Genomic DNA, 21,373 nt, shown 5'->3' on the forward strand with positions numbered 1-21,373 from the left:
CTCGGGCGAGGGGAGGCTTGTCATTGTCGTCACACCGAAGGTGCGATGGGGTCAGTTCTTGTCCTTGTCGACCAGCTTGTTCGCGCCGATCCAGGGCATCATCGCGCGCAGCTCGCTGCCGACCTGCTCGATCGGATGCGCGGCTGCTGCCTTGCGCGAGGCCTTCAGCTCGGGCTGGCCGGCGCGGTTGTCGAGGACGAAGTTCTTCACGAAGCGGCCCGACTGGATGTCCGCCAGGACCCGCTTCATTTCCTTCTTCGTCTCGTCGGTGATGATGCGCGGGCCGGTGACGATGTCGCCATATTCGGCGGTGTTCGAGATCGAGTAGCGCATGTTGGCGATGCCGCCCTCATAGAGCAGGTCGACGATCAGCTTGGTCTCGTGCAGACACTCGAAATAGGCCATTTCGGGAGCGTAGCCGGCCTCGACCAGCGTCTCGAACCCGGCCTGGATCAGGTGGGTGATGCCGCCGCACAGCACGGCCTGTTCGCCGAACAGGTCGGTCTCGCACTCTTCCTTGAAGTCGGTCTGGATGATGCCCGAACGACCGCCGCCGACGCCCGAGGCATAGGCCAGCGCGACGTCATGCGCGTTGCCCGAGGCGTCCTGATGGATCGCGATGAGGCAGGGCACGCCGCCGCCGCGGACATATTCGCTGCGCACGGTGTGGCCCGGACCCTTGGGCGCGATCATGATCACGTCGATGTCCGCCGGCGGCTCGATCAGGCCGAAATGCACGTTCAGGCCGTGCGCGAAGGCAAGCGCCGTGCCGGGGCGCATGCGACCCTTCAGGTCGTTCTCCCAGATCGCCGCCTGGTGCTCGTCGGGGGCCAGGATCATGAGGATGTCGGCCCATTCGGCCGCCTCGGAATTGCTCAGCACCTTGAAGCCGGCGCCTTCGGCCTTCCTGGCGGTCGCCGAGCCCTCGCGAAGCGCGATCGCGACGTTCTTGACGCCGCTGTCGCGCAGGTTCTGGGCATGGGCATGGCCCTGGCTGCCATAGCCGACAATGGCGATCTTCTTGTCGGAGATCAGGTTCAGATCGGCATCGCGATCATAATAGACACGCATGGGCTTTCCCTTTCTTTCGCCGGTTGGAGGCGAGGTTGGCAGAGACCGGCTGTTTGCCTGGTCGAGATCGATGACTGGGGGACCGTCGTCGCGGTCCCCATCCTCTCCGGGCGGAGAGGGGTAAGTTCAGGCGGCGTCGCGGCCGCGCGAGATGGCGACGACGCCGGTGCGGGCGACTTCGACCAGCCCGACTTCACCCATCAGCTCGACGAACTTGTCGATCTTCTCGGTGCCGCCGGTCACTTCGAACACGAAGCTGGAGATGGTCGCGTCGACCACGCGGGCGCGGTAGACTTCGGCAAGGCGCAATGCCTCGATCCGGTGATCGCCGGTGCCGGCGACCTTGATCAGCGCCAGCTCGCGCTCGACATGCGGGCCTGCGGCGGTCAGGTCGGTCACCTTGTGGACCGGCACCAGCCGGTCGAGCTGGGCGATGATCTGCTCCATCACATGCGCCGATGCGCTGGTGACGATCGTGATCCGGCTGACCGCGCGATCCTCGCTGATCTCGCTCACCGTCAGGCTCTCGATATTATAGCCGCGCGCGGTGAACAGGCCGGCGATCCGGGCGAGAATGCCCGGCTCGTTGTCGACGATCACGGCAAGCGTGTGCCGTTCCTTCACTTCTTCCTTGATGTGCATGATCTGCTTTCAGCGAGTCCGGGGGGCGGGCGGGGTGGGCGAGACGATAGCGGGCATCACACCAGCGCCTTCGCTTCGTCGTCCATCTCGCCGGACACGACATTGCCCTCCAGCAGCATCTCGGTATGCGCGGCGCCCGACGGGATCATCGGCAGGCAGTTGGCGAGCTTCGCCACGCGGCAGTCGACCATGACGGGCCCGGGATGATCGAGCATCGCCTGGATGCCGGGTTCCAGCTCGTCGAGCGTATCGATGCGCAGGCCCTTCCAGCCATAGGCCTCGGCCAGCCGCACGAAATCGGGCAGCGCATCCGAATAGCTTTCCGAATAGCGCGACTGATAGGTCAGTTCCTGCCACTGGCGGACCATGCCCATATATTCGTTGTTCAGGATGAAGATCTTGACCGGCAGGCGATACTGGGTCGCGGTGCCGAGTTCCTGGATGTTCATCTGGATCGATGCTTCGCCGGCGATATCGATCACCAGCGCATCGGGATTGCCGAGCTGCGCGCCGATCGCGGCGGGCAGGCCATAGCCCATCGTGCCGAGACCGCCCGAGGTCAGCCACTTGTTGGGGTCCTCGAAATCGAAATGCTGCGCGGCCCACATCTGGTGCTGGCCGACCTCGGTCGTGATGATCGGATCGCGATCCTTCGTCGCCGCATGCAGCGCACGAATCGCCCGCTGCGGCATGATGACGTCCTGGCGATCCGGGAAGTCGAGGCAGCGGCGTGCCTGCCAGCCATTGATCCGGTTCCACCATTCGGTGAGATCGGGCCTGGGATGGCTGCGGGTCTTCCACGCGTCGACCATGTCGGCGAGTGCAGAACCGCAATCGGCGATGATCGGCAGATCGACGCGGACGTTCTTGTTGATCGACGACCGGTCGATATCGATGTGAACCTTGCGGCTGTTCGGGCTGAACGCGTCCAGCCGGCCGGTCACCCGGTCGTCGAAACGCGCACCGACGGCGATGATCAGGTCGGCGCGGTTCATCGCCATGTTCGCTTCGTAGGTGCCGTGCATGCCCAGCATGCCCAGCCACTGGTCCGACGCGGCGGGAAAGGCGCCCAGGCCCATCAGCGTCGAGGTCACCGGCGCGCCCGTCAGCGCGGCAAGCTCGCGCAGCAGGCGTGATGCCTCCGGCCCCGAGTTGATGACGCCGCCGCCGGTGTAGAAGATCGGGCGTTCGGCCGCGGCGAGCATGTCGACCGCTTCCTGGATCTTCGCCGCATCCGCCTTGGTCTGCGGCTTGTAGGTCGCATGGCGGATCGGGGCGTTCGATCCGACCCGCGCGGTCGCGACCTGAACGTCCTTGGGGATGTCGACAACGACCGGGCCGGGACGGCCGGTGGTGGCGATATGGAACGCCTCGGTGACGACGTCGACCAGCTTGGCCGGGTCCTTCACCAGATAGTTATGCTTGGTGCAGTGGCGCGTGATGCCGACCGTGTCGGCTTCCTGGAACGCGTCAGTGCCGATCAGCGCGGTCGGAACCTGGCCGGTCAGCACGACCATCGGGATCGAATCCAGCAGCGCGTCGGTGATGCCGGTGACGGCATTGGTCGCGCCAGGGCCCGAGGTCACCAGCACCACGCCCGGCTTGCCAGTCGAGCGGGCATAGCCCTCCGCCGCGTGGGTCGCCGCCTGTTCGTGGCGCACCAGGATGTGCTTGATCCGGTCCTGCTTGAACAGCGCGTCATAGATCGGAAGGACGGCGCCGCCCGGGTAACCGAAGATGACTTCCACACCGAGATCGCACAGCGTCTCGATCAGGATGTCTGCTCCGCTCTTCTCGGTCACGCCTGCCTCCTCTTGTTGCGGTGCGACATAGCACCGCCGGAGGGAGGCTGCTAGTCGCACTAAAATGATGCGTCAAGCCCTAAATGGACAACATTGTTTCAATTACATCGATGTTATTGGAAATATCTGTCTGATCGGTGCGTGTCCAGGCGGGCGGGGGCTGTCGCCGGAACCAGGTATATTGCCGCTTGGCATATTGGCGGGTGGCGATCCGGGCCTGGCGGGCAGCTTCTGCCCGATCGATCGTGCCGGCCAGCCAGTCGCCGATCTCGCGAACGCCGATGGCGCGGCGGACGGGTGCGTTCGGTGCCAGGTCGGTGCGGGCCTCGAGCGCGCGGACTTCGTCGACGGCTCCCCCGTCCAGCATCGCTTCGAACCGCTGGTCGGTGCGCCGGGTGAGCCAGTCGCGATCGGGCAGGAGGATCATCGCGGACAGGGCGATACGGTCGCCGATGCCGCCCTGGCGCTCGGCCTGCCAATGCGCGATCGGAAGGCCGGTCGAGCGAACGACCTCGAGCGCGCGCGCCACCCGGGTGGTGTCGCTGGCGCGGAACCGGGCCGCGGCGGCGGGATCGAGGCGGACCAGTTCGGCATAGGCCTCGGCCACCGGCAGCGCACGAACCTGGTCGCGGATCTCCGGCTCGATGTCGGGGACGGGCGCGATCCCCTCGATCAGGGTGAGCAAATACAGGCCGGTACCCCCGACCAGGATCGGCAGGCGACCGGCGGCATGGGCGGCGTCGATCTCGGCACGCGCCTCGCTTGCCCAGCGCGCCGCGGAATAGGCATCTGCGCCGTCGATATGACCGAACAGGCGGTGCGGGACGCGCGTCTCCTCCTCGACGCTCGGGCGCGCCGACAGGACGCGCAGGTCGGCATAGACCTGGGCGGAATCGGCGTTGATCACCGTGCCGCGGTGCCGCTCCGCGAGCGCGATCGCCAGCGCGGACTTGCCGCTGGCGGTCGGCCCTGCGATGAGCGCGACCTTCGGAAGATCAGGGGTGCCCATGTTCATCGCCACGCTCATAGCAGACCGCTTGCCCGCGGGGGACCTGTCCTCTGCCGCCGATCGGCTGGCGGCCGCGGGCTGTTCGCCGGGCGAGCAGCGCTGGATCGACGAGGGGGTCGCGGCGGACATATGTTTTGACAGCAACGCCGATGCGGCGCGCGGCGCGCTGGAAGGCGCATTCGCCGGCACCGACGTGATCGTCCAGCCGGTCGAGGGGCGCGCGAAGACACTGCTGGTGGCGGACATGGATTCGACGATGATCACGGTCGAGTGCATCGACGAGCTGGCGGACTATGCCGGGATCAAACCGCAGATCGCGGAGGTGACCGAGCGGGCGATGCGCGGCGAACTCGACTTCGCCGCCGCGCTGGACGCCCGAGTCGCGCTGCTGAAAGGGCTGGAGGAGTCGGCGATCGACCGCTGCCTGGAAGAGCGGGTGCGGCTGATGCCGGGGGCCGAGGCGCTGGTGAAGACGATGCGCGCGCGCGGTGCGCTGACCATCCTCGTGTCCGGCGGCTTCACCCGCTTCGCCGATCCGGTCGGCGCGCGGATCGGATTCGACCGGATGATCGCCAATCGCCTGCTGATCGAGGCTGGCGCGCTGACCGGTGCGGTGGGCAAGCCGATCGTCGACAGCGGCACGAAGGAAGCGACCCTGCTGGCGGCGATCGCCGAACGCGGCCTGTCCCCGCATCAGACACTGGCGGTGGGCGACGGCGCCAACGACCTGGCGATGATCCGCAAGGCGGGCCTGGGCGTTGCCTATCATGCCAAGCCGATCGTTGCCGCTGCGGCGGGTGCACGGGTGGATCATGGCGACCTGACCGTGTTGCTCCATGCCCAGGGTATCGCGCGCAGCGACTGGGCGGTTTCGTCCTGAGTCGCCAGACGCCTGCCACGGTCGCAAATTTGCCCGAATGTGCGGGTCTAGAAGGGTGACGCGCGTCGGGCCTCTCCTGCGCGGCATGGCGGGGTCGGGTTGCGTTCGACGATGAGTAGCGGCGAACAGCTGACCGTCCGGGAGCGGATGCGGGCGAAGCTCGGCCAGCGCGGTGCCGCGCTCGTGCTGGCGATCGCGATCGAGCTGCTGCTGATCCTGATCTTCCTGTTCGCACTGATGCCCAGGCCCGAGCCGAAGGCCGGGGCGCCCGACACGCTCGCATTCGACGTGAGCAGCGGCGAAAGCGACAGCGAGGCCGAGGCCAGCGAGACCAAGCAGGCGGAGCAGAAGCCCCAGGCGAAATCGGCCGAGAAGCCGGTGGAGGAACGCCCCGTTCCCCCCGATGTCGCGCCACCGCCCGAAGTGCCGCCGACGCCGCCGGTGCCAAAGGCAGATGTCCTGTGGCTTCCCAAGCGCGACTATACCGCGACCGATGTCGGACGCGGCCAGCCGAGCAGGAGCGCGGATGCGGGCGCCGCGTCCGGCGCCGGCGCATCGGCAGGCAGCGGGCGGATGCCGGGCGACAGCCCGATCGTCGGCCAGGCGCCCAATGGCGAGCCCCTGTACGCCGCCGAATGGTATCGCGAGCCGACCCAGGCCGAGCTCGCCCCGTATATACCGCCCAAGGTCGGCGCAGGCTGGGGTATCATCGCCTGCCGCATGGTCGCCAATTACCGGGTCGAGGACTGCGTCGAACTGGCCGATTCGCCGCGCGGATCGCGCTATGCGGGCGCGGTCCGCCAGGCGTCATGGCAATTCCGGGTGCGACCGCCACGGGTGGGCGGTAAGCCGATGCTGGGCACCATGGTCCGGATCCGGATCGACTATCGCCAAGCGGAAGCGCCGACGGACGGGCCGGGCGGCGGCGACTAGGACGCGTGCAGGATCAGTTGGTGACGGGCACGCAGGGGCTGATCCCGCGACAGGCGGCGGCGGCCTCGGCTCGTGAGCCATAGGGGCCCACCAGCACCCGGGTCAGCGGTCCGCGCCTGGGATAATAGACCTGCCTCCCCGGAAAGCGCCTGGCCGACTGGGCCCATAGTCGGCGCGCATTGCCGGCGTCGCCGAACGCGCCAAGCTGCACGCGCCAGCCGCCGTCGCGAGGCGGAGCGGTCGGCTTGGGCGCAGGAGCGGGAGCGGGACGGGCTGTCCTGGGAGTGGGCGACGGGCGGGGTTCCGGGCGGGTCTGGCGGGGCGGCGCGGGCTTTTCGCCGGCTGCGACGCGGACGGGCGGGGTGGTGGGCTCGACGGTGATGGGCGATTGCGGCAGGCTGGCGCTGCGTTCCAGCTCGCGTGCGAGCGTCAGCCCCTTCTGCCGGTCGCCGAGCGAGATATAGCGGTCCATCTGCGACAGCGCGGCGGATGCCTGGGGCAGACCGGCCTGCGATGCGCGGGTGGTCAGGGCATAGGCGCGCACCCAGTCGCGGGCGACGGAGTCGCCGTTGAAGTAGAGCGTGCCCAGCACGAACTGGGCGCGCGGCTCGCCACGTGCGGCGGACCGTTCGAGCCATTCGAGCGCCTGGGGCCGCTTGTTGTTCTGGAACAGGATCAGGCCGTAATTGTCCTGTGCCTCGGGATGGCCCTGGACCGCGGCCTTGCGATACCATTCCTCGGCCAGGTTCAGGTCCGGTTTGACCCCGCGGCCCAGCTTGTAGGCCTGGCCGAGATTGAACTGGGCGTCGGCGTTGCCCTTCAGCGCCTCGGGCCGCCAGCGTTCGACCGCACCGGCATAGTCGCCGCGCTCCCAGGCGTCGACGCCCGCCTTGACCGGCTCCGTGCCTGCCTGCTGCGCCAGCGACTGGGGGCAGGCTGCCAGCAGCGCGCATGCCGCCCCGATCCCGAATACCATCTTCAACAGCTTGCTCCGCGCCTTGGTCCCTATGGATAAGGCGGGGTTAACCACCGAGTGTGAGGAAAGGCTTAAGATCGGGACGCTCGCCCATTAACCTGTTCTTATTCCCCGCCATGGCATCCCTCGATCGGGATCACTGAATTCGAGGGGGTACATGCGCGTCCTGGCGATGGCATCGCAGAAAGGCGGGTCCGGAAAGACCACGCTGAGCGGGCATTTGGCTGTGCAGGCACAGCTGGCCGGCAGTGGTCCGGTCGTGTTGATCGATATCGATCCGCAAGGGTCGCTGTCCGACTGGTGGAACGAGCGCGACACGGAGTTTCCGGCGTTTGCGCAGACCACGGTCGCGCGGCTGGCGGCGGATCTGGAGATCCTGCGCCAGCAGGGATTCCGGACCGCGGTCATCGACACGCCGCCGGCGATCACGATGGCGATCCAGAGCGTCATCCAGGTCGCCGAGCTGATCGTCATCCCGACGCGGCCGAGCCCGCATGACCTTCGCGCGGTGGGGGCCACGGTCGACCTGTGCGAACGCGCGGGCAAGCCGCTGATCTTCGTGGTCAATGCGGCCACCCCAAAGGCGCGGATCACCTCCGAGGCGGCGGTCGCGCTGTCGCAGCATGGAACGGTCGCGCCGGTGACCGTCCATCACCGCACCGATTTCGCCTCGTCGATGATCGACGGCCGCACGGTCATGGAAACCGATCCCAAGGGCAAGTCGGCCGCGGAGGTCGCCCAGCTGTGGAGCTATGTCTCCGACCGGCTGGAGAAGAATTTCCGGCGCACCGTCTTCTCGGTGCCCTCGACGCCCGTCAGCCAGTTCGGTGCGCGGCCCGCCGGAAGCGGCTTTGGCCGCCGGGTGGTGAGCTGACATGAGCAGCATCAACAAGCCGATCGCGTCGCTGTCGTCCAGCCTGCTCGCCCGCAAGGGCCAGGCCCGGCCGGCCATGCGCCCCCAGGGGTTCGTGCCGCACCTGTCCTATACAGGCGAGGATCTCGGCTGGAACGACATGGGCGAGGATCGCGGCTATCCGCCGCAGCCGATGCTGGCCCCCGCGCCGGCGTCGCCGATCACGGCGCCCCCCGTCCCCGAGGTCGTGCGCCAGCGGGCAATCCTGGAAGAGCAGCTGGCACCCGAACCGGCGGCGATCGACGAGGCGGTGGCCGATCCGGTCACCGCACCGTCCGAGCCCGGGGACAACGCCGAGTCGCCCGTAGCGGTGCCGGCCCAGCGCCAGCTCCTTGCACGGATGATCCGCGACGCGCAGGTCGCCTCGCGGGCGCGAACCGACAAGGCGAAGGCGGCGTTCACGCTTCGCCTGGACCAGGACCGTCACCTGCGGCTGAGGCTGGCATCGGCCGTCACCAACCGGTCGGCGCAGCAGCTGGTGACCGCCGCGCTGGACGTGTTTCTCGACTCGCTTGCCGAGGTGGACGCGCTTGCCGGCCAGCTCGACACCACGACCAGCCATTGAGGGCATGACCATGAAGCGCCGCACCCTTGTTCCGATCGGTCTGTCGATCCTCGTCCTGTCGGGCGCGGTGGTCGGGGCCGGACCGGGGATGATCGCGACCGCCGCGTCGAGCGAGAATCCGAAAAAGGCGGCGGCCGAGGCCGCGTCCGCCCGCAAGGCGATCGCGCGCCGCAATGCGCAGGATGCGGTCGCGCATGCCGAGACGGCGGTGGCCAATGCGCCGCAGAATGCGGAATATCGGGCGCTGCTCGGCCAGGCTTATCTGCTGGCCGGACGCTTTGCCTCGGCGCGGACCGCACTGGGCGACGCGCTGAGCCTCGATTCGTCCGACGGCCGGGTGGCGCTCAACTACGCGCTTGCCCAGATCGCTCAGGGCGACTGGTCGGGCGCGCGATCGACGCTGGATCGGCATCATGCCTCGATCCCGGTCAGCGACCGCGGGCTTGCCTACGCCCTGGCCGGGGACCCGGTGAAGGCGGTGGAACTCCTGGTCCCGGCGGTGCGCGCCGCGGATGCGACGTCGAAGACCCGCCAGAACTACGCATTGGCCCTCGCGCTTGCGGGCCGCTGGCAGGATGCGAAGAATGTCGCGGCAATGGATGTGCCCGCCGACCAGCTCGACGCGCGGATCATGCAATGGGCCAGCTTCTCGCGCCCGGCCAACGCCTATGACCAGGTCGCCTCGCTGCTGGGCGTGCGCGCCGTCGAGGACGAGGGCCAGCCCGCGCAGCTCGCGCTGGCGCTTCAACCTGGGACTGCGGTCGCCAAGGCAGCCGATCCGATCGACCAATATATGCCGGGCGCGCCGGAAAACGCGGCCGCCATGGTCGCGGATAGCGGCCCTGCGCCGACCCCGACGTCGTCCGGCCCGATCACCGCGCAGCTGGCGGGGACCGGATCGGTCGTCTTCGGGCCCCGTGCCGAGGTGGTCCAGGCAATTCCCGCGGGCACCCGCGCGCCTGACCTGGCGCCTCGCCGGGCCGTCGCGGCGCGGACCGCGGTTGCGGCGGCGGCAGTGCCCGCGCCCGTTGTCGCGGCCAGGGGCGACTGGGTCGTACAGCTCGGCGCGTTCGACAATGCCGGGGTCGCCCGCGACGCATGGAAGCGGACCAGCACGCGCGTCCCGGCGCTTGCCCGTTACACGCCGAAAGGCATGAGCTTCAGCAAATCCGGCACGACCTTGTACCGGCTTTCGGTCGGCGGCTTCGCCCGCGCCGATGCGGTGTCGCTGTGCACGACCGTGCGCAGCAGGGGCGGCGCATGTTTCGTTCGCGCCCAGTCCGGCGATCAGGTCGCAAGCTGGGCCAGCCCGCGCCGCACGGTTCAGTTCGCTTCGCGCTGAGTTGCGATCGATCCAAGTGACGCAAGGGGGTCGGGGCGATGCTCCGGCCCTTTTTCGTGCGGCTTCGGGATGGGATGGAGGGGAGCGCCCGATGGGCCGGGTCGGGCGGGTCGACGCGAGACCGTGAAGCTGGTCGACCCGCCCTGATGAAGCGTTGAACGCTCGGATGTCATTCTACATCGCAGCAACCGTGCCAATTCGACGGATCTGCGGATTTCCGCGCCTTGCAGCGGTTAACGATTCCGCCACCGCGCCCGGAGTGTAAACCGGTCCGACAGGTCAGCGCGTTGCGGCGACGGGCAGGGCGGGGCGGGCGGATTCGGTCATCAGGATCTCGGCGGCGCACCGGGTCGCGAGCGTGGCGATCGCGTCCAGCGGCATTCCCCGGTCGATCCCGTGGACATAGCCCGAGGCGAACGCATCGCCGGCGCCGTTGGTGTTCGCGATCGGGCGACCGAGGCTGGCCGACGGAATGTGGAGCCACGTGTCGGCGTTGAACAGGAAGGCGCCATGCTCGCCCTGGGTGATCGCGCCGGAGATGCCGCGGCTCCGCAATTCGGTCGCGACCTGTTCGTCGCTCAGGCCGGGGAACAGGGCAGCCGCCTCGTTGCGGTTGATCAGCAGATGGTCGCTGCGATCGAGGATGAAGTGCGCGATTTCCGCCGCATCCGCCAGCACGCTGACGTCGCCGGGACAGAAGACGATCTGCTGCTCGGCGGGCCGCGAACGCTCCAGATAGGCGCGCACGCCCTCCGCGGCGCCGGGCCGCAGCAGCAGGTAGCCGTCGATCGACACCAGCTTCTCGCCGGCGAGCCCCGCTGCGCTGTCGAACAGGTCATAGTCGACGCCGTGGCAATAGTCGGCGAAGGTCCGTTCCCGGTCCGAGGTGATCAGGGTGTAGATGACCGAATGCGGGCCGTCATAGTCGAAGCCGACGATGCGAACCCCGCGTGCTTCCAGGTCGCGCCGCGCGAATTGCGCGGTCGCGTCGTTGCCGAACGGTGCGACGACCGCGGTGTCGCTGCCCAGCCGCGCCAGCCAGGAGGCCATGTTCGCGCCGCAGCCGCCGGGAAGCAGGCGCGGGGCGGTCGCCCCGTCCGCGAGCTCCTTGCCCAGTTCGATGCTGCGTTCGACCGGCATGGTCGTGCAGAGCAATTTGCGGATCGCGAACCGATCGAGAAGCGACTCGTCCACCTCTGCGACCAGGTCCACGGGCGCATGGGCGATAATTCCGACGATGACAGCCTCCTGTAGATGCGCGCGGGCCGGCGGCTCGCTTGCGCGGGAGAAGGGGAGTCACGCAGGTTCGTCAAGTCCGTCATGTTCCGTTCAGCGGGCATTCACCCTATTGACTACAGACGTAAACGCACCGATTACAGGTGTAGTCATTGGAAGGGGTGAAGATGACCGAACGCATCAGTGACGCCGAGCATACCGTGATGGAAGTGCTGTGGGACACGTCGCCGCTCAGCGCGCAGGAGGTGGCCGAACGCGTGCCGACCGAACGCGGCTGGAGCGCCAACACCGTCAAGACGCTGCTCGGTCGTCTGCTCGCCAAGAACGTCATCGCGCATAAGGAAGAAGGGCGCCGTTACCTGTACCGGCCGCTGGTCGAGCGGGCGGACTATGTCGCGGGCGAATCGCGACGGCTGATGGACCGGCTGTTCGGCGGCAAGCTGACGCCGCTGGTCGCGCATCTGGCCGAGCGGGACGAGATCACCGACCAGGACATCGCCGAGATCGAGGCCCTGCTGAAGGACCTCAAGTCATGATCGCCTGGGTCGCAGAGACCTTCGTCGCCACCACGCTGCTGATGCTGCTGGTGCTGGCGATCCGTGCGCCGGTTCGCCGGACGTTCGGCCCCGGCCTGGCCTATGCGCTGTGGCTGTTGCCGGTGCTGCGGATGCTGCTGCCGCCGCTCCCCCAGGGTTGGCGCGAGCAGAGCGCGGCGCCGGTCGCGGCGATGAGCGACGTCATCACCTATTATGTGGTCGATACCGGCGCGGATGCCCCGATCGCGGCCGCGGCGGGCGCCGCGCCCGCAGCGCCGGCGGTCGACTGGATGCTGGTGGCGGCGATGATCTGGGCGGCTGGCGCGGCAGCGTTCCTTGCCTATCATCTGATCGCGCATGGGCGGTTCTGTTCGCGGCTGCTCAGCCGGGCGCGGGTCGATCGCACGGTCGCGGACGGCAAGGTGCGGGTGATCGAGACCGACGCCGCCCATGGCCCGCTCGCCTTCGGGGTCTGGCGCAAATATGTCGCCTTTCCGCGTGATTTCACCGAGCGCTATGACGAGCAGGAGCGTGCGCTGGCGCTGGCGCACGAGCTTGGCCACCATGTCCGCGGCGACCTGATCGCCAACTGGGTCGCGCTGATCGTCCTCGCTCTCCACTGGTTCAACCCGGTCGCTTGGCGGGCCTTCCGCGCCTTCCGCGCCGACCAGGAAATGGCCTGCGACGCGCTGGTGCTCGCCGGCCGCGAAGCGGCGCTGCGCCACGCCTATGGCCGCGCGATCGTCAAGTCCGCGCATGGGGGTGCGGTCTCGGCGGCATGTCATCTGCATACGATCAACGAAATCAAAGGGAGGTTACGCATGCTTTCGAAGACCCACAAAACGTCCCCGGCACGCATCGCGACGGGCGCCCTGGGGCTGGGGGCACTGTCGCTGGCCGCACTCGGGCTGACCGCGTCGGGGAGCAAGGCAGCGGAGCGCCTGACGTCGAAGGTCGAGGCGGCGACCGGCATCACCCTGTCACAGGACGCGCCAGCCGCACCGGCCGAGCCTGCCGAACCGTCGGCGCCTGCCGCTCCTGCCGCGGTGCAGGCGGCGCCCGCCGCGGCGCCCAAGGAGAAGCTCCGGGTCTATCGGTACACCGTCACGCAGGACGAAGACGGCAACAAGGATGGCAAAAAGCGCCGGGTGGTCGTGGTGAATGGCGAAGGTGAACTGGCTGATGTCAAAATTCCGACCCGGGTGGAAATCGAGGCGATGGTACCCGAAATCCGTTCCGAGAAGTGCACCAGCGGGCCGATAACTGGCGAGATGGTGATCAACCGCCCGTCGAAGGACGGGAAGAAGCAGGTCACGATCATCTGCACCAACCGAATCGAGCACATGTCACGCGTCGAGGCTCCGATGCGGGTGCAGGAAGCGCGCGTTCTGGCACTCCGGTCGCGTGACCTCGGTCTCGACGGCGCGCTGATGGGTCTCAGGTCGGCGCGCCGCTCGATCGAGCGGGACGGCAGCATGTCTGCCGAGGCCAAGGCGCAGGCCCTGAAGGGTATCGACGAGGCGCTGGCCGAGGTTCAGCAGGAACGCGCCCGCGCTCGCGCCAACAGCATGAACTGATCATTGCGGGATCCGGATCGCCGCCGATGGCGGCGGTCCGACCGGGCTGGCTTTCGGGAGGGGAAGCCCGTTCGGAGGCCAGGGGAAGATGCTCGATGATGCCCCTTTTCGAGCGTCTCTGGGACGGGGTCGGCCGACGCTCCTTCGCGGTCGGCCCCGCTTCCCGATGCGGGGTCAGTGGTACGAGCGCGCGACGGCGCAATTCGACCATGCCCTTGTCTTCGCGGCCGCGACGGGCCACATCGCCTGAATGATCGATGCCCCGACCGGCCTCGCGCAAGCGCTCGATCCGCTCGTGACGCGCATCCTGGCTCCCAACCCCTCTCCCTTTACCTATACGGGGACCGAGACCTATCTGGTCGGAACCACCGATCTGGCGGTGATCGATCCTGGGCCCGACCTGCCGGACCATCTCGATGCGCTGATGGCGGCGATCGCGGGGCGCCCGGTCCGGGCGATCATGTGCACGCACACCCACCGCGACCACAGCCCGGCGGCGGCGCCGCTGAAGGTCGCGACCGGTGCGCCGATCATCGGTTGCGCACCGCTCGCGTTGGCCGATGCGGGCCCGCGTGCCGATGCCGCCTTCGATATCGGTTATGCGCCCGACCGGGTGTTGGCGGACAGCGAGACGTTGGCCGGCGACGGCTGGACGCTGGAGGCTGTGGCGACCCCGGGGCACACGTCGAACCATCTCTGTTATGCGCTGCGCGAGAATGGCGCGCTGTTCACCGGCGATCATGTCATGGGCTGGTCCACGACCGTCATCGCACCGCCCGACGGCGACATGGCGGCGTTCATGCGCAGCCTCGACCGGCTGATGCAGCGGGACCAGGATCGCATCTATTACCCGGCGCACGGCGACGCGGTTGAGAAGCCGCACCGCTTCGTTCGCGGGCTGATCGGCCACCGCAAGCAGCGCGAGGGTCAGATATTGCGCCTGCTGGGCGGCGGTCCGGAAGACATCCCGGCACTGGTCGCGCGCATGTATGTCGGCCTCGACCCGCGCCTGATCGGTGCGGCGGGCCGGTCGGTGCTTGCCCATCTGATCGATCTCAGCGACCGCGGGCTGGTCGAGGCGGAAGGAGAGACATGGCGGATCGCAGCCTGAGCAGCGGCTTCGACGGCCCGGTCACGACCGGACGCGAAGGCTCGGTTGATCCCGAGAGCGGCGATCGCCTTGGCGGCGGTTGCCTGAAGCTGCTGGCGGGGTTCGTCGCCGGCATGCTCGTTCTCGTGCTCGCGGCATGGGCGGCGAGCGACTATCTGAAGCAGCGCTTCTTCGCGCCCGATCCAGAAACGATCGCGACGTCCAGCCTCCAGGGGCTGCGCGAACAGAATCGGCTATCGACCTTCGCTGCGCGCTATGTCGCCGTGGTCACCTCGTCGCAGAGCCGGCTTGGACTCAGCGCGCAGAAGACGATGATCATGCCCGGCAATGTCCGCTACGAGGTCGACCTGGCGAAGTTGCGGCAGAAGGACGTTGTCTATGACAAGGCGACCGGACGGCTGACCATCACCTTGCCGCCGGTCGAGGTCGTCGGGCCCGATGTCGATATCGACAATATCCGCAGCTATGGCGAGGGCGGCATCCTGATGACGCTGACCGATGTCGAGAAGCGGCTCGACGACGCCAATCGCCAGGCGGGACAGAAGGAACTGGTCCGCCAGGCGCGTGAGCCCATGCCGATGCGGCTGGCGCGAGATGCGACGCGCCGCGCGGTCGAGAGCAGCTTCGCGATGCCGCTGCGTGCGGCGGGCCTGAAGGCGGAGGTGACCGTGCGCTTCGCTGACGAGCCGGTGCGCGACGGCGAACGCTGGGACGAATCGCGCCGGCCCGAGGATGTCATCGCCAATATGCGCTGACGGCGATCGCAGGGTTCTGCGCGATCAGCACCATTCGGCGCAGCCCGAGATGCGTCGATTTGCGCCGCCGAGAAGGTCGACCACGGTATTGTGCGCAGGTGGCGGTGCGGTGAACAGGGTCTGGACCTTCCCGTTCCACGACGCATAGCATTCGAACGCGGGGAAGGCGTCGATCTTGCCCTGGAACTCCACGTAGATCATGCTGTTGCGGTCCGACTGCACGATCTTGAAATGCCCCTTATAGTCGATGTCCGCCGATGCGCTGACCAGGGGATCCGATGCCGCGCCCTTCACGTTCAGGACCAGTATCCGGTTGAGGCCGGAAGGCAGGGGACGTCCGAAGTTGGCCTGGAAACCTTTCTCCTCCGTCTTGAACACGCAATTCTTCATGTTGGCGTTGCTCTTGCCGACGATCTTGCCCGTGTTGAGCTTCACGCCCGTCGTGCCCGATGTGCGCATCGGATGGAAACGAGGGTTCATCCCGGTCGCGGAAACATCGACCGTCACGGCCGACTGCATGCGCACGCTTGCCGTCTCGTTGCTCGAGAATTTTCGCTGATCGGTGAGAAAGCCGGAGTCCCAGTCGTGATCCCAATTCATGATGTTGAGGCGCGCGATGCCGGGCAGGGGAACGGCCGACAGGCCCGCCGTCTCACCCTTCGTGATCTTTCTCGTATAGCCTTGCACGTGATAGGGGATGAAGGCGTTGAGCCAGATCTTCAGCGTCCCGGAAGGCATGGCCAAGCGGTATCTCCTGGTTGCGCGGGTACGGAACCCGCAAGCGCCGCGATGGCGGTGCGATACCTGTCAGCATATGCAAGCTTCCATCGGCTTCAACCGGAACCGCCTCCGGTTGAGCCGAAGCGGTCGATGGAACAGGCGGTTTGGTGCCGAACACTCGGGGCGTTCCCCCGCTAACGGGGTCTTCCCGAGATCCTCAACCCGCGTCACGGACCTTCAGCCCGAGCCTGGCGCAGGTTTAGCTGATCGTCGCGCTCGGATGCCGGCCGCACTATCCGCCATTTCCGCCAATGCCTTGATCCTGCGGGCCTGCCGGGCCATGTGCAGCCCCGACAAGGAAGGGATTGGTGATGGACGCACGCAACGGCATCGGCGGGAGCCTGACAGGACTCGACCTGCGCGCCGAGATCGACCGGCTGCGCAAGGAGCGCAACGCCGTTATCCTGGCGCATTATTATCAGAAGCCCGAGCTTCAGGACCTGGCCGATTTCGTCGGAGACAGCCTGGACCTGAGCCGCAAGGCGGCGGAAACCGATGCCGATGTCATCGCCTTTTGCGGCGTCCGCTTCATGGCGGAGACGGCCAAGATCCTGAGCCCCGAGAAGATCGTGGTGCTTCCCGACATGAATGCCGGGTGCAGCCTAGAGGACAGCTGTCCGCCCGATCAGTTCGCCGCGTTTCGTGCGCAGCATCCCGACCATATCGCGCTGACCTATATCAACTGCTCGGTCGAGGTTAAGGCGCTGAGCGACATCATCGTCACCAGCTCGTCGGCCGAGAAGATCCTGTCGCAGATCCCGAAGGACCAGCCGATCATCTTCGGGCCGGACAAGCATCTGGGCGGCTATATCAACCGCAAGATGGACCGCGACATGCTCCTGTGGCCGGGCGTCTGCATCGTGCACGAGGCATTCAGCGAGACCGAGTTGCTGAAGCTCAAGGCGCAGCATCCCGACGCGCCGGTCGCCGCGCATCCCGAATGCCCGCCGCATGTGATCGACCATGCCGATTATGTCGGGTCGACCAGCGGGATCCTGGCCTATGCCCAGTCGATGGACGCCGACACGCTGATCGTCGCGACCGAACCACACATCATCCACCAGATGGAAAAGGCGGTGCCGCACAAGACCTTCATCGGCGCGCCGGGCGCGGACGGAAACTGCAACTGCAACATCTGTCCCTATATGGCGCTGAACACGATGGAGAAGCTGTATCTGGCGCTGCGCGATCTGGAACCGCGGATCGAGATCGAGGAAGGCATGCGGCTGAAGGCGCGAAAGAGCCTCGATCGGATGCTGGCAATGGCGAGCGCAACCGTCGGCATGGGGGACCTGGGACCGGTGAAGATCGGCAGCGCAGACTGATGGGGACAGGGCCGGCGCCGTCGTTCGACAGGCAGGCCGGTCACGTTCGCGGCTGAGACGGTCAGGGGTCGCATGGCGTACCCTGAACCTGGATCGATCCGGACCTACTCAATCTGAGGTTCTCGGCTTGCCCGGCCCCATCGTTCGGGCATGCTGGGGCGCCGATGACCATGCTCACCTTGTCTCGACAGGCTGAAGGCGCTCCGCCGCGGGGTGATGGCGGGCGCCTGCTCGCCCGGCTGCTTGCCGAGATGCATGCCACCGCTTCGGCATCGAGCATCCGCGCGTTCGATGGCGACGTCAATCGCGCGATCCTGTTCATGGCGATCGCGCGTGAGAGCGGAATCCTGTCCGGTCTGTCCGATGGCCACGCCGTGCCGGAAGGGCGCGGGCAGGGGCGGGCGATCAGCATCAATGCGCTGGCGGCATCGATGTCGCGGCCGTTCGAGACCGTGCGGCGTCATGTCAATGCGCTGATCGAGGACGACCTGTGCGTTCGGACGCCGGCCGGCGTGATGGTGCCGGCGGCGGTCCATTCGCGCCCCGAGGTCGCGGCGCAGTTCCGCATCCATCATGACGTGCTGGTCCGGCTGATCGAGGACATGGCCTGGTTCGACATGCCGCTTCCCAAGACGCGCGCCTCGGTCCGCTATGACTGGCGGACCGGATTGGTGGCAGCACACGACATCCTGCTGACCGGGCTGGAATTCCACGCATGGCGGTTTCCATCCTGGCTGGACCTCGTGCTGGTCGCGACGATCCTGTGCGCCAATGCCCGGCCGTTCGTCTATGATCGCGAGGTAGCGCTGAAGTTTGCGGAGTTCGATGCGCCGCCGCCGGAAGGGATGCGGGTACCGGTACCCGCCAGTTTCATCGCCCGCTCGCTGGGATTGCCGCCGTCGACGACGCAGCGCCGGGTGAACCTGCTGATCGAGGGCGGGGCGCTGGTGCGCGAAGCGAGCGGCGTGATCGTCTCGACTTCGGCCGAAGAGGATATCGCAACGATCGATGCCAGCCGCACCAGCAACGACCATACGCGCCAGATCTTCGCCCGGCTGGCAGCGGGCGGGTTCCGCTTCGACGATCCGGCGCGCTGCTATCTGGAATCGCGACCCGAGCCGACGCCGTTTCACTGACGGTCAGCGCCACTCCTCGGCATGAACCATGTCGGCCGAGTACATGTTCACATACTGGACCAGTCGGGGCACCCGATTGCAATTGGGGCTGGCGCCATGCGGCAGCGCCTGGTGCCAGATCACGAGGTCGCCGGCAGCGCCGCCGACGAAGATCGTCTCGCCGCTCAGATCGACAGCGCGCGGATCGTCGGGATGCTCCGCCAGCCATGCGTCGATCCTGCGATGGAAGCCGGGGGCGAGCTCGAGCGCGCCCTGATCGGGCGCCGTATCGGTCAGGTACAGGATCGCCTGGGTCGCGAACGGGATGGGCGGCACGAGGCTGACGTCCCAATGGCGGCGAATGCCGAGCCCGGGTGCGACATGCGCCACCGGCGGGTTGAAACCCAGCCGGTCGATGATCGTCCAGAGATCGGGGGTGCCCCAGAGCTGTGCAAATGCCTTGTGCACGCGGGGCGACTTGCGCGCCGCATCCAGCCCGGGGCCTTGAAACCGCTCGATCATGATCGTGTTCTCGCCGGCGTACCAGCTGGCGGGATCGTCCGGTCGGGCGCCGACCGTCTCATAGACTATGGATGCCATCGCCGCCGCCTCGTCCGCCGAGACCGCCTGGCGCAGGATCACATATCCGTGTTCGTCCCAATGCCGGATTTCCGCGGGCGAGAGCACATCCGGCATCGCGGCGATCGCGTCGAACCTGTGCTGCGTCGCCTCGGGCGGCGGCGCGCCGTCAAGCCAGGCATGATAGCGTGCGATGGCATCGGGATCGGGCGGGCCGGCAATTTCGGCGACCCAGGCCTCGAAGCTGTCATAGTCGGGCCGATGATGGTGGAGATGGCCCAGCGTCTGGCCCAGACCCAGCCCGAGGATGTCCAGCCGGACCCGCGCCGCCATGTCGAGCGGTTGGTGCGGTCCCCGGCCGGTGGTCCCGTCGACCCATGCGCGCAACCCGCGCATCCATTCGCGCGTGAGCGTCCGATCGGCCATGGTCATCGGATCGGCTGGTCGAACATCAGCGCGCCGACATATTTTGCCGGGGGCGATCCGTGGCTGAGCACCGCGTCGTTATAGGCCTTGAGCCCGAACGCGGCGCCCTGGCGGCGTCTTGCCTCCTCGCGCAGCGCCATATGCTCGGCATAGCCGGTAAAGTAGCTGAGCAGCTGGGTCGAGCTCAGGCTGGCGCGCACCCATTTGCCGGCGGCCTCGCGCTCCTGCTGGAACGCCCCTTTGGTCATCAGCGTCATCGCCTGCTCGCGCGTCATGCCTTCGGTCTGGATGCCGATGTCGAGCAGCGAGTTGGTGACCGAACGCAGCCGCATCTTGAGCACCGTGAGCTTGAACAGCGGATCGCCATTCAGATAGCCGGCGTCCATCATCATCCCTTCGGCATAGACCGCCCATCCTTCGACAAAGGACCCTGACGACAGGACGGCGCGCAGGACCGAGCGATTGTCGTTCGAATGCGCGATCTGGAGATAATGGCCCGGCATCGCCTCATGGATGCTCAGGTCGTGGATCATATAGTCGTTATATTCGCGCAGGAACGAGGTTGCCTGCTCGTCGCTCCACTCGTCCGGGATCGGCGAGATCGCGTAGAAGGTGTCGAGATTGCGCTCCAGCGCGCCCGGGCTGTCGCAATAGGCGACGGAGAATCCCTGCTGGAACTTCGGCATGGTGATGATCTTCACCGGCGTATCGGGGACGGTGACGAGATCCTTGGCCCGGACGAACGCGGTCGCCTCGGCCAGCGTAGCCCTGGCCTTCTCCATCAACTGCGTGCGAGCGGGACGCTTCGCATAGCTCAGCTCCAGCGCGGCCTCGATCGCCGCCTGCTGCTGGTCGGCGGTGGGAGCGTCGGGCAGGGCGGGCGCGCCCGGCCGGCCGGCGAGGACCGTGCGCGAGATGCGATACATCTCTGCGCGGATGTCGCGCGCGGCCTGCTCGGCCTTTGCCTTGATATCCTGCCGGGTCAGGTCCGACTGGAGCGCGAAGCGCAGCTTCTGGTCGTAAAGTGCGGCGCCGAGGCGGAAGTCGCCCTTGGCCTGTGGCACCAGGACGGTGTCGATCCATTTCTGATGCTCCGCGACGGCGGCCTTCAGACCGGCCAGCGCACGATCGAACCGGGCCTGGTCCGGCTTGGACAGCGTGTCGCGATGCGGGGCCAGCATCGTCTCCGCGATTTCCACCACGCCGCCATTCTGGCGCGAGACGGTCTGGGCATAGACTTCCGGAACGCGCGCCGGCACCAGCTGGCGCCGCGTCTCGGCAAGCAGCGCGGGCAGTTTCTCCATCCGCGCGGTCGCCGATTTCAGCCGGTCCGGCCAAGGCGCGAAGTCGCGCGCGGCGAGGCCGTAGAGCGCGCCGCCGGCGATGTCGTTATAGATCTGGGCGTCCCAGGCCCAGTTCTGCAGCGTCTCGGTCTGCCAGAGATCGTAGCGCAGTGCATTGTCCAGCAGGGCGGCATCGACCTGGCTGTCGCGGCTCAGCGCAGCGCGGTCGATCTTGCCCAGCTCGGCGAGCAGGCCACGGTCGAACCGCAAGGCGGCGGCGCGTCCGGCGGCGCTGATGTCGGGAAGCTCGCCATCATGGGCATGGTTGCCGAGGGTCGTGGCATAGGTCGGCGAAAGCCGGGCGAGGCCGTCGATATAGCGCTTCGACAGGGCGGCGAACCTGGCTTCGGCAGGCGAAGGCGCCGCCTGTTGTGCCCGGATCGGCACGGAGCCGGTCGACAGCACGGCGCTGGCAAGAAGCCCGGCAAGGATGAAGCGCATCGAAACTCCCCTGATC

20 protein-coding genes are annotated in these 21,373 nt (G+C 67.4%); 11 read left to right on the forward strand and 9 right to left on the reverse strand.

The genetic code is table 11. The annotated features are described in order from the left end of the window. Positions 1-51: 51 nt before the first annotated feature. From ilvC to miaA, 4 genes are all read right to left on the reverse strand, one after another. Positions 52-1,071 (reverse strand): ketol-acid reductoisomerase, encoded by a 1,020-nt coding sequence (gene ilvC / locus TPR58_RS06320; protein ID WP_346245779.1) that lies wholly within the window; start codon positions 1,069-1,071, stop codon positions 52-54. 126 nt (positions 1,072-1,197) lie between these two features. Then, positions 1,198-1,713 (reverse strand): acetolactate synthase small subunit, encoded by a 516-nt coding sequence (ilvN, locus tag TPR58_RS06325; RefSeq protein ID WP_346245780.1) that lies wholly within the window; start codon positions 1,711-1,713, stop codon positions 1,198-1,200. Positions 1,714-1,769: 56 nt separating this feature from the next. Continuing rightward, complete coding sequence (locus tag TPR58_RS06330) at positions 1,770-3,515, reverse strand: acetolactate synthase 3 large subunit (protein ID WP_346245781.1); 1,746 nt, start codon at positions 3,513-3,515, stop codon at positions 1,770-1,772. A gap of 79 nt (positions 3,516-3,594) precedes the next feature. Then, positions 3,595-4,524: a tRNA (adenosine(37)-N6)-dimethylallyltransferase MiaA gene (gene miaA / locus TPR58_RS06335; protein ID WP_346246045.1), complete on the reverse strand. Its 930-nt coding sequence runs from the start codon at positions 4,522-4,524 to the stop codon at positions 3,595-3,597. Between miaA and serB the strand changes: the two genes are divergently transcribed. Together serB and TPR58_RS06345 are read left to right on the forward strand one after the other, a co-directional pair. Then, a complete protein-coding gene (serB, locus tag TPR58_RS06340; protein WP_346245782.1) occupies positions 4,523-5,404 on the forward strand; it encodes a phosphoserine phosphatase SerB in 882 nt (293 codons plus the stop codon). The genes miaA and serB overlap by 2 nt on opposite strands. A gap of 111 nt (positions 5,405-5,515) precedes the next feature. Next, complete coding sequence (locus tag TPR58_RS06345) at positions 5,516-6,337, forward strand: hypothetical protein (RefSeq protein WP_346245783.1); 822 nt, start codon at positions 5,516-5,518, stop codon at positions 6,335-6,337. A 13-nt stretch (positions 6,338-6,350) separates the two neighbouring features. Here the strand turns inward: TPR58_RS06345 and TPR58_RS06350 are convergent, their stop codons facing one another. After that, entirely contained in the window at positions 6,351-7,313 is a 963-nt protein-coding gene (locus tag TPR58_RS06350) for an SPOR domain-containing protein (RefSeq protein ID WP_346246046.1), read from the reverse strand. A gap of 157 nt (positions 7,314-7,470) precedes the next feature. Here TPR58_RS06350 and TPR58_RS06355 point away from each other — a divergent pair, with 157 nt between their 5' ends. From TPR58_RS06355 to TPR58_RS06365, 3 genes are read left to right on the forward strand one after another with little or no spacing between them, the layout of a single operon-like run. Continuing rightward, positions 7,471-8,187 carry an AAA family ATPase gene (locus tag TPR58_RS06355; protein ID WP_346245784.1) on the forward strand — a complete coding sequence of 239 codons (717 nt, stop codon included), beginning with the start codon at positions 7,471-7,473 and terminating at the stop codon, positions 8,185-8,187. A 1-nt stretch (position 8,188) separates the two neighbouring features. Next, positions 8,189-8,791: a hypothetical protein gene (locus tag TPR58_RS06360; protein ID WP_346245785.1), complete on the forward strand. Its 603-nt coding sequence runs from the start codon at positions 8,189-8,191 to the stop codon at positions 8,789-8,791. A gap of 10 nt (positions 8,792-8,801) precedes the next feature. After that, a complete protein-coding gene (locus TPR58_RS06365) occupies positions 8,802-10,133 on the forward strand; it encodes an SPOR domain-containing protein (RefSeq protein ID WP_346245786.1) in 1,332 nt (443 codons plus the stop codon). Positions 10,134-10,412: 279 nt separating this feature from the next. Here TPR58_RS06365 and TPR58_RS06370 read toward each other — a convergent pair whose 3' ends face one another. Beyond that, positions 10,413-11,345 (reverse strand): carbohydrate kinase family protein, encoded by a 933-nt coding sequence (locus TPR58_RS06370; protein ID WP_346245787.1) that lies wholly within the window; start codon positions 11,343-11,345, stop codon positions 10,413-10,415. A 191-nt stretch (positions 11,346-11,536) separates the two neighbouring features. Between TPR58_RS06370 and TPR58_RS06375 the strand changes: the two genes are divergently transcribed. From TPR58_RS06375 to TPR58_RS06390, 4 genes are all read left to right on the forward strand, one after another. After that, positions 11,537-11,905, forward strand: a complete 369-nt coding sequence (locus TPR58_RS06375; protein WP_346245788.1) for a BlaI/MecI/CopY family transcriptional regulator — start codon at positions 11,537-11,539, stop codon at positions 11,903-11,905. Beyond that, positions 11,902-13,482 (forward strand): M56 family metallopeptidase, encoded by a 1,581-nt coding sequence (locus TPR58_RS06380; RefSeq protein ID WP_346245789.1) that lies wholly within the window; start codon positions 11,902-11,904, stop codon positions 13,480-13,482. Before TPR58_RS06375 ends, TPR58_RS06380 begins: the two co-directional genes overlap by 4 nt. A 250-nt stretch (positions 13,483-13,732) precedes the next feature. Next, positions 13,733-14,593: an MBL fold metallo-hydrolase gene (locus TPR58_RS06385; protein WP_346245790.1), complete on the forward strand. Its 861-nt coding sequence runs from the start codon at positions 13,733-13,735 to the stop codon at positions 14,591-14,593. After that, on the forward strand, positions 14,575-15,348 hold the full coding sequence (locus TPR58_RS06390) for a DUF4230 domain-containing protein (protein WP_346245791.1): 774 nt from the start codon (positions 14,575-14,577) through the stop codon (positions 15,346-15,348). Before TPR58_RS06385 ends, TPR58_RS06390 begins: the two co-directional genes overlap by 19 nt. A gap of 24 nt (positions 15,349-15,372) precedes the next feature. Here TPR58_RS06390 and TPR58_RS06395 read toward each other — a convergent pair whose 3' ends face one another. Then, positions 15,373-16,092 (reverse strand): hypothetical protein, encoded by a 720-nt coding sequence (locus TPR58_RS06395; protein ID WP_346245792.1) that lies wholly within the window; start codon positions 16,090-16,092, stop codon positions 15,373-15,375. Positions 16,093-16,439: 347 nt separating this feature from the next. Between TPR58_RS06395 and nadA the strand changes: the two genes are divergently transcribed. Further along, positions 16,440-17,453: a quinolinate synthase NadA gene (gene nadA, locus TPR58_RS06400; protein WP_346245793.1), complete on the forward strand. Its 1,014-nt coding sequence runs from the start codon at positions 16,440-16,442 to the stop codon at positions 17,451-17,453. A 164-nt stretch (positions 17,454-17,617) separates the two neighbouring features. Then, positions 17,618-18,589: an ArsR family transcriptional regulator gene (locus TPR58_RS06405; protein ID WP_346245794.1), complete on the forward strand. Its 972-nt coding sequence runs from the start codon at positions 17,618-17,620 to the stop codon at positions 18,587-18,589. 3 nt (positions 18,590-18,592) lie between these two features. On the opposite strand, the gene TPR58_RS06410 is transcribed toward TPR58_RS06405, so the two are convergent. Continuing rightward, complete coding sequence (locus TPR58_RS06410) at positions 18,593-19,579, reverse strand: phytanoyl-CoA dioxygenase family protein (protein WP_346245795.1); 987 nt, start codon at positions 19,577-19,579, stop codon at positions 18,593-18,595. After that, positions 19,576-21,357 (reverse strand): DUF885 domain-containing protein, encoded by a 1,782-nt coding sequence (locus TPR58_RS06415; RefSeq protein ID WP_346245796.1) that lies wholly within the window; start codon positions 21,355-21,357, stop codon positions 19,576-19,578. Before TPR58_RS06415 ends, TPR58_RS06410 begins: the two co-directional genes overlap by 4 nt. Between the last annotated feature and the right edge of the window lie 16 nt (positions 21,358-21,373).

The organism is Sphingomonas rustica, from assembly GCF_039652585.1.
Lineage (GTDB): Bacteria > Pseudomonadota > Alphaproteobacteria > Sphingomonadales > Sphingomonadaceae > Sphingomonas > Sphingomonas rustica.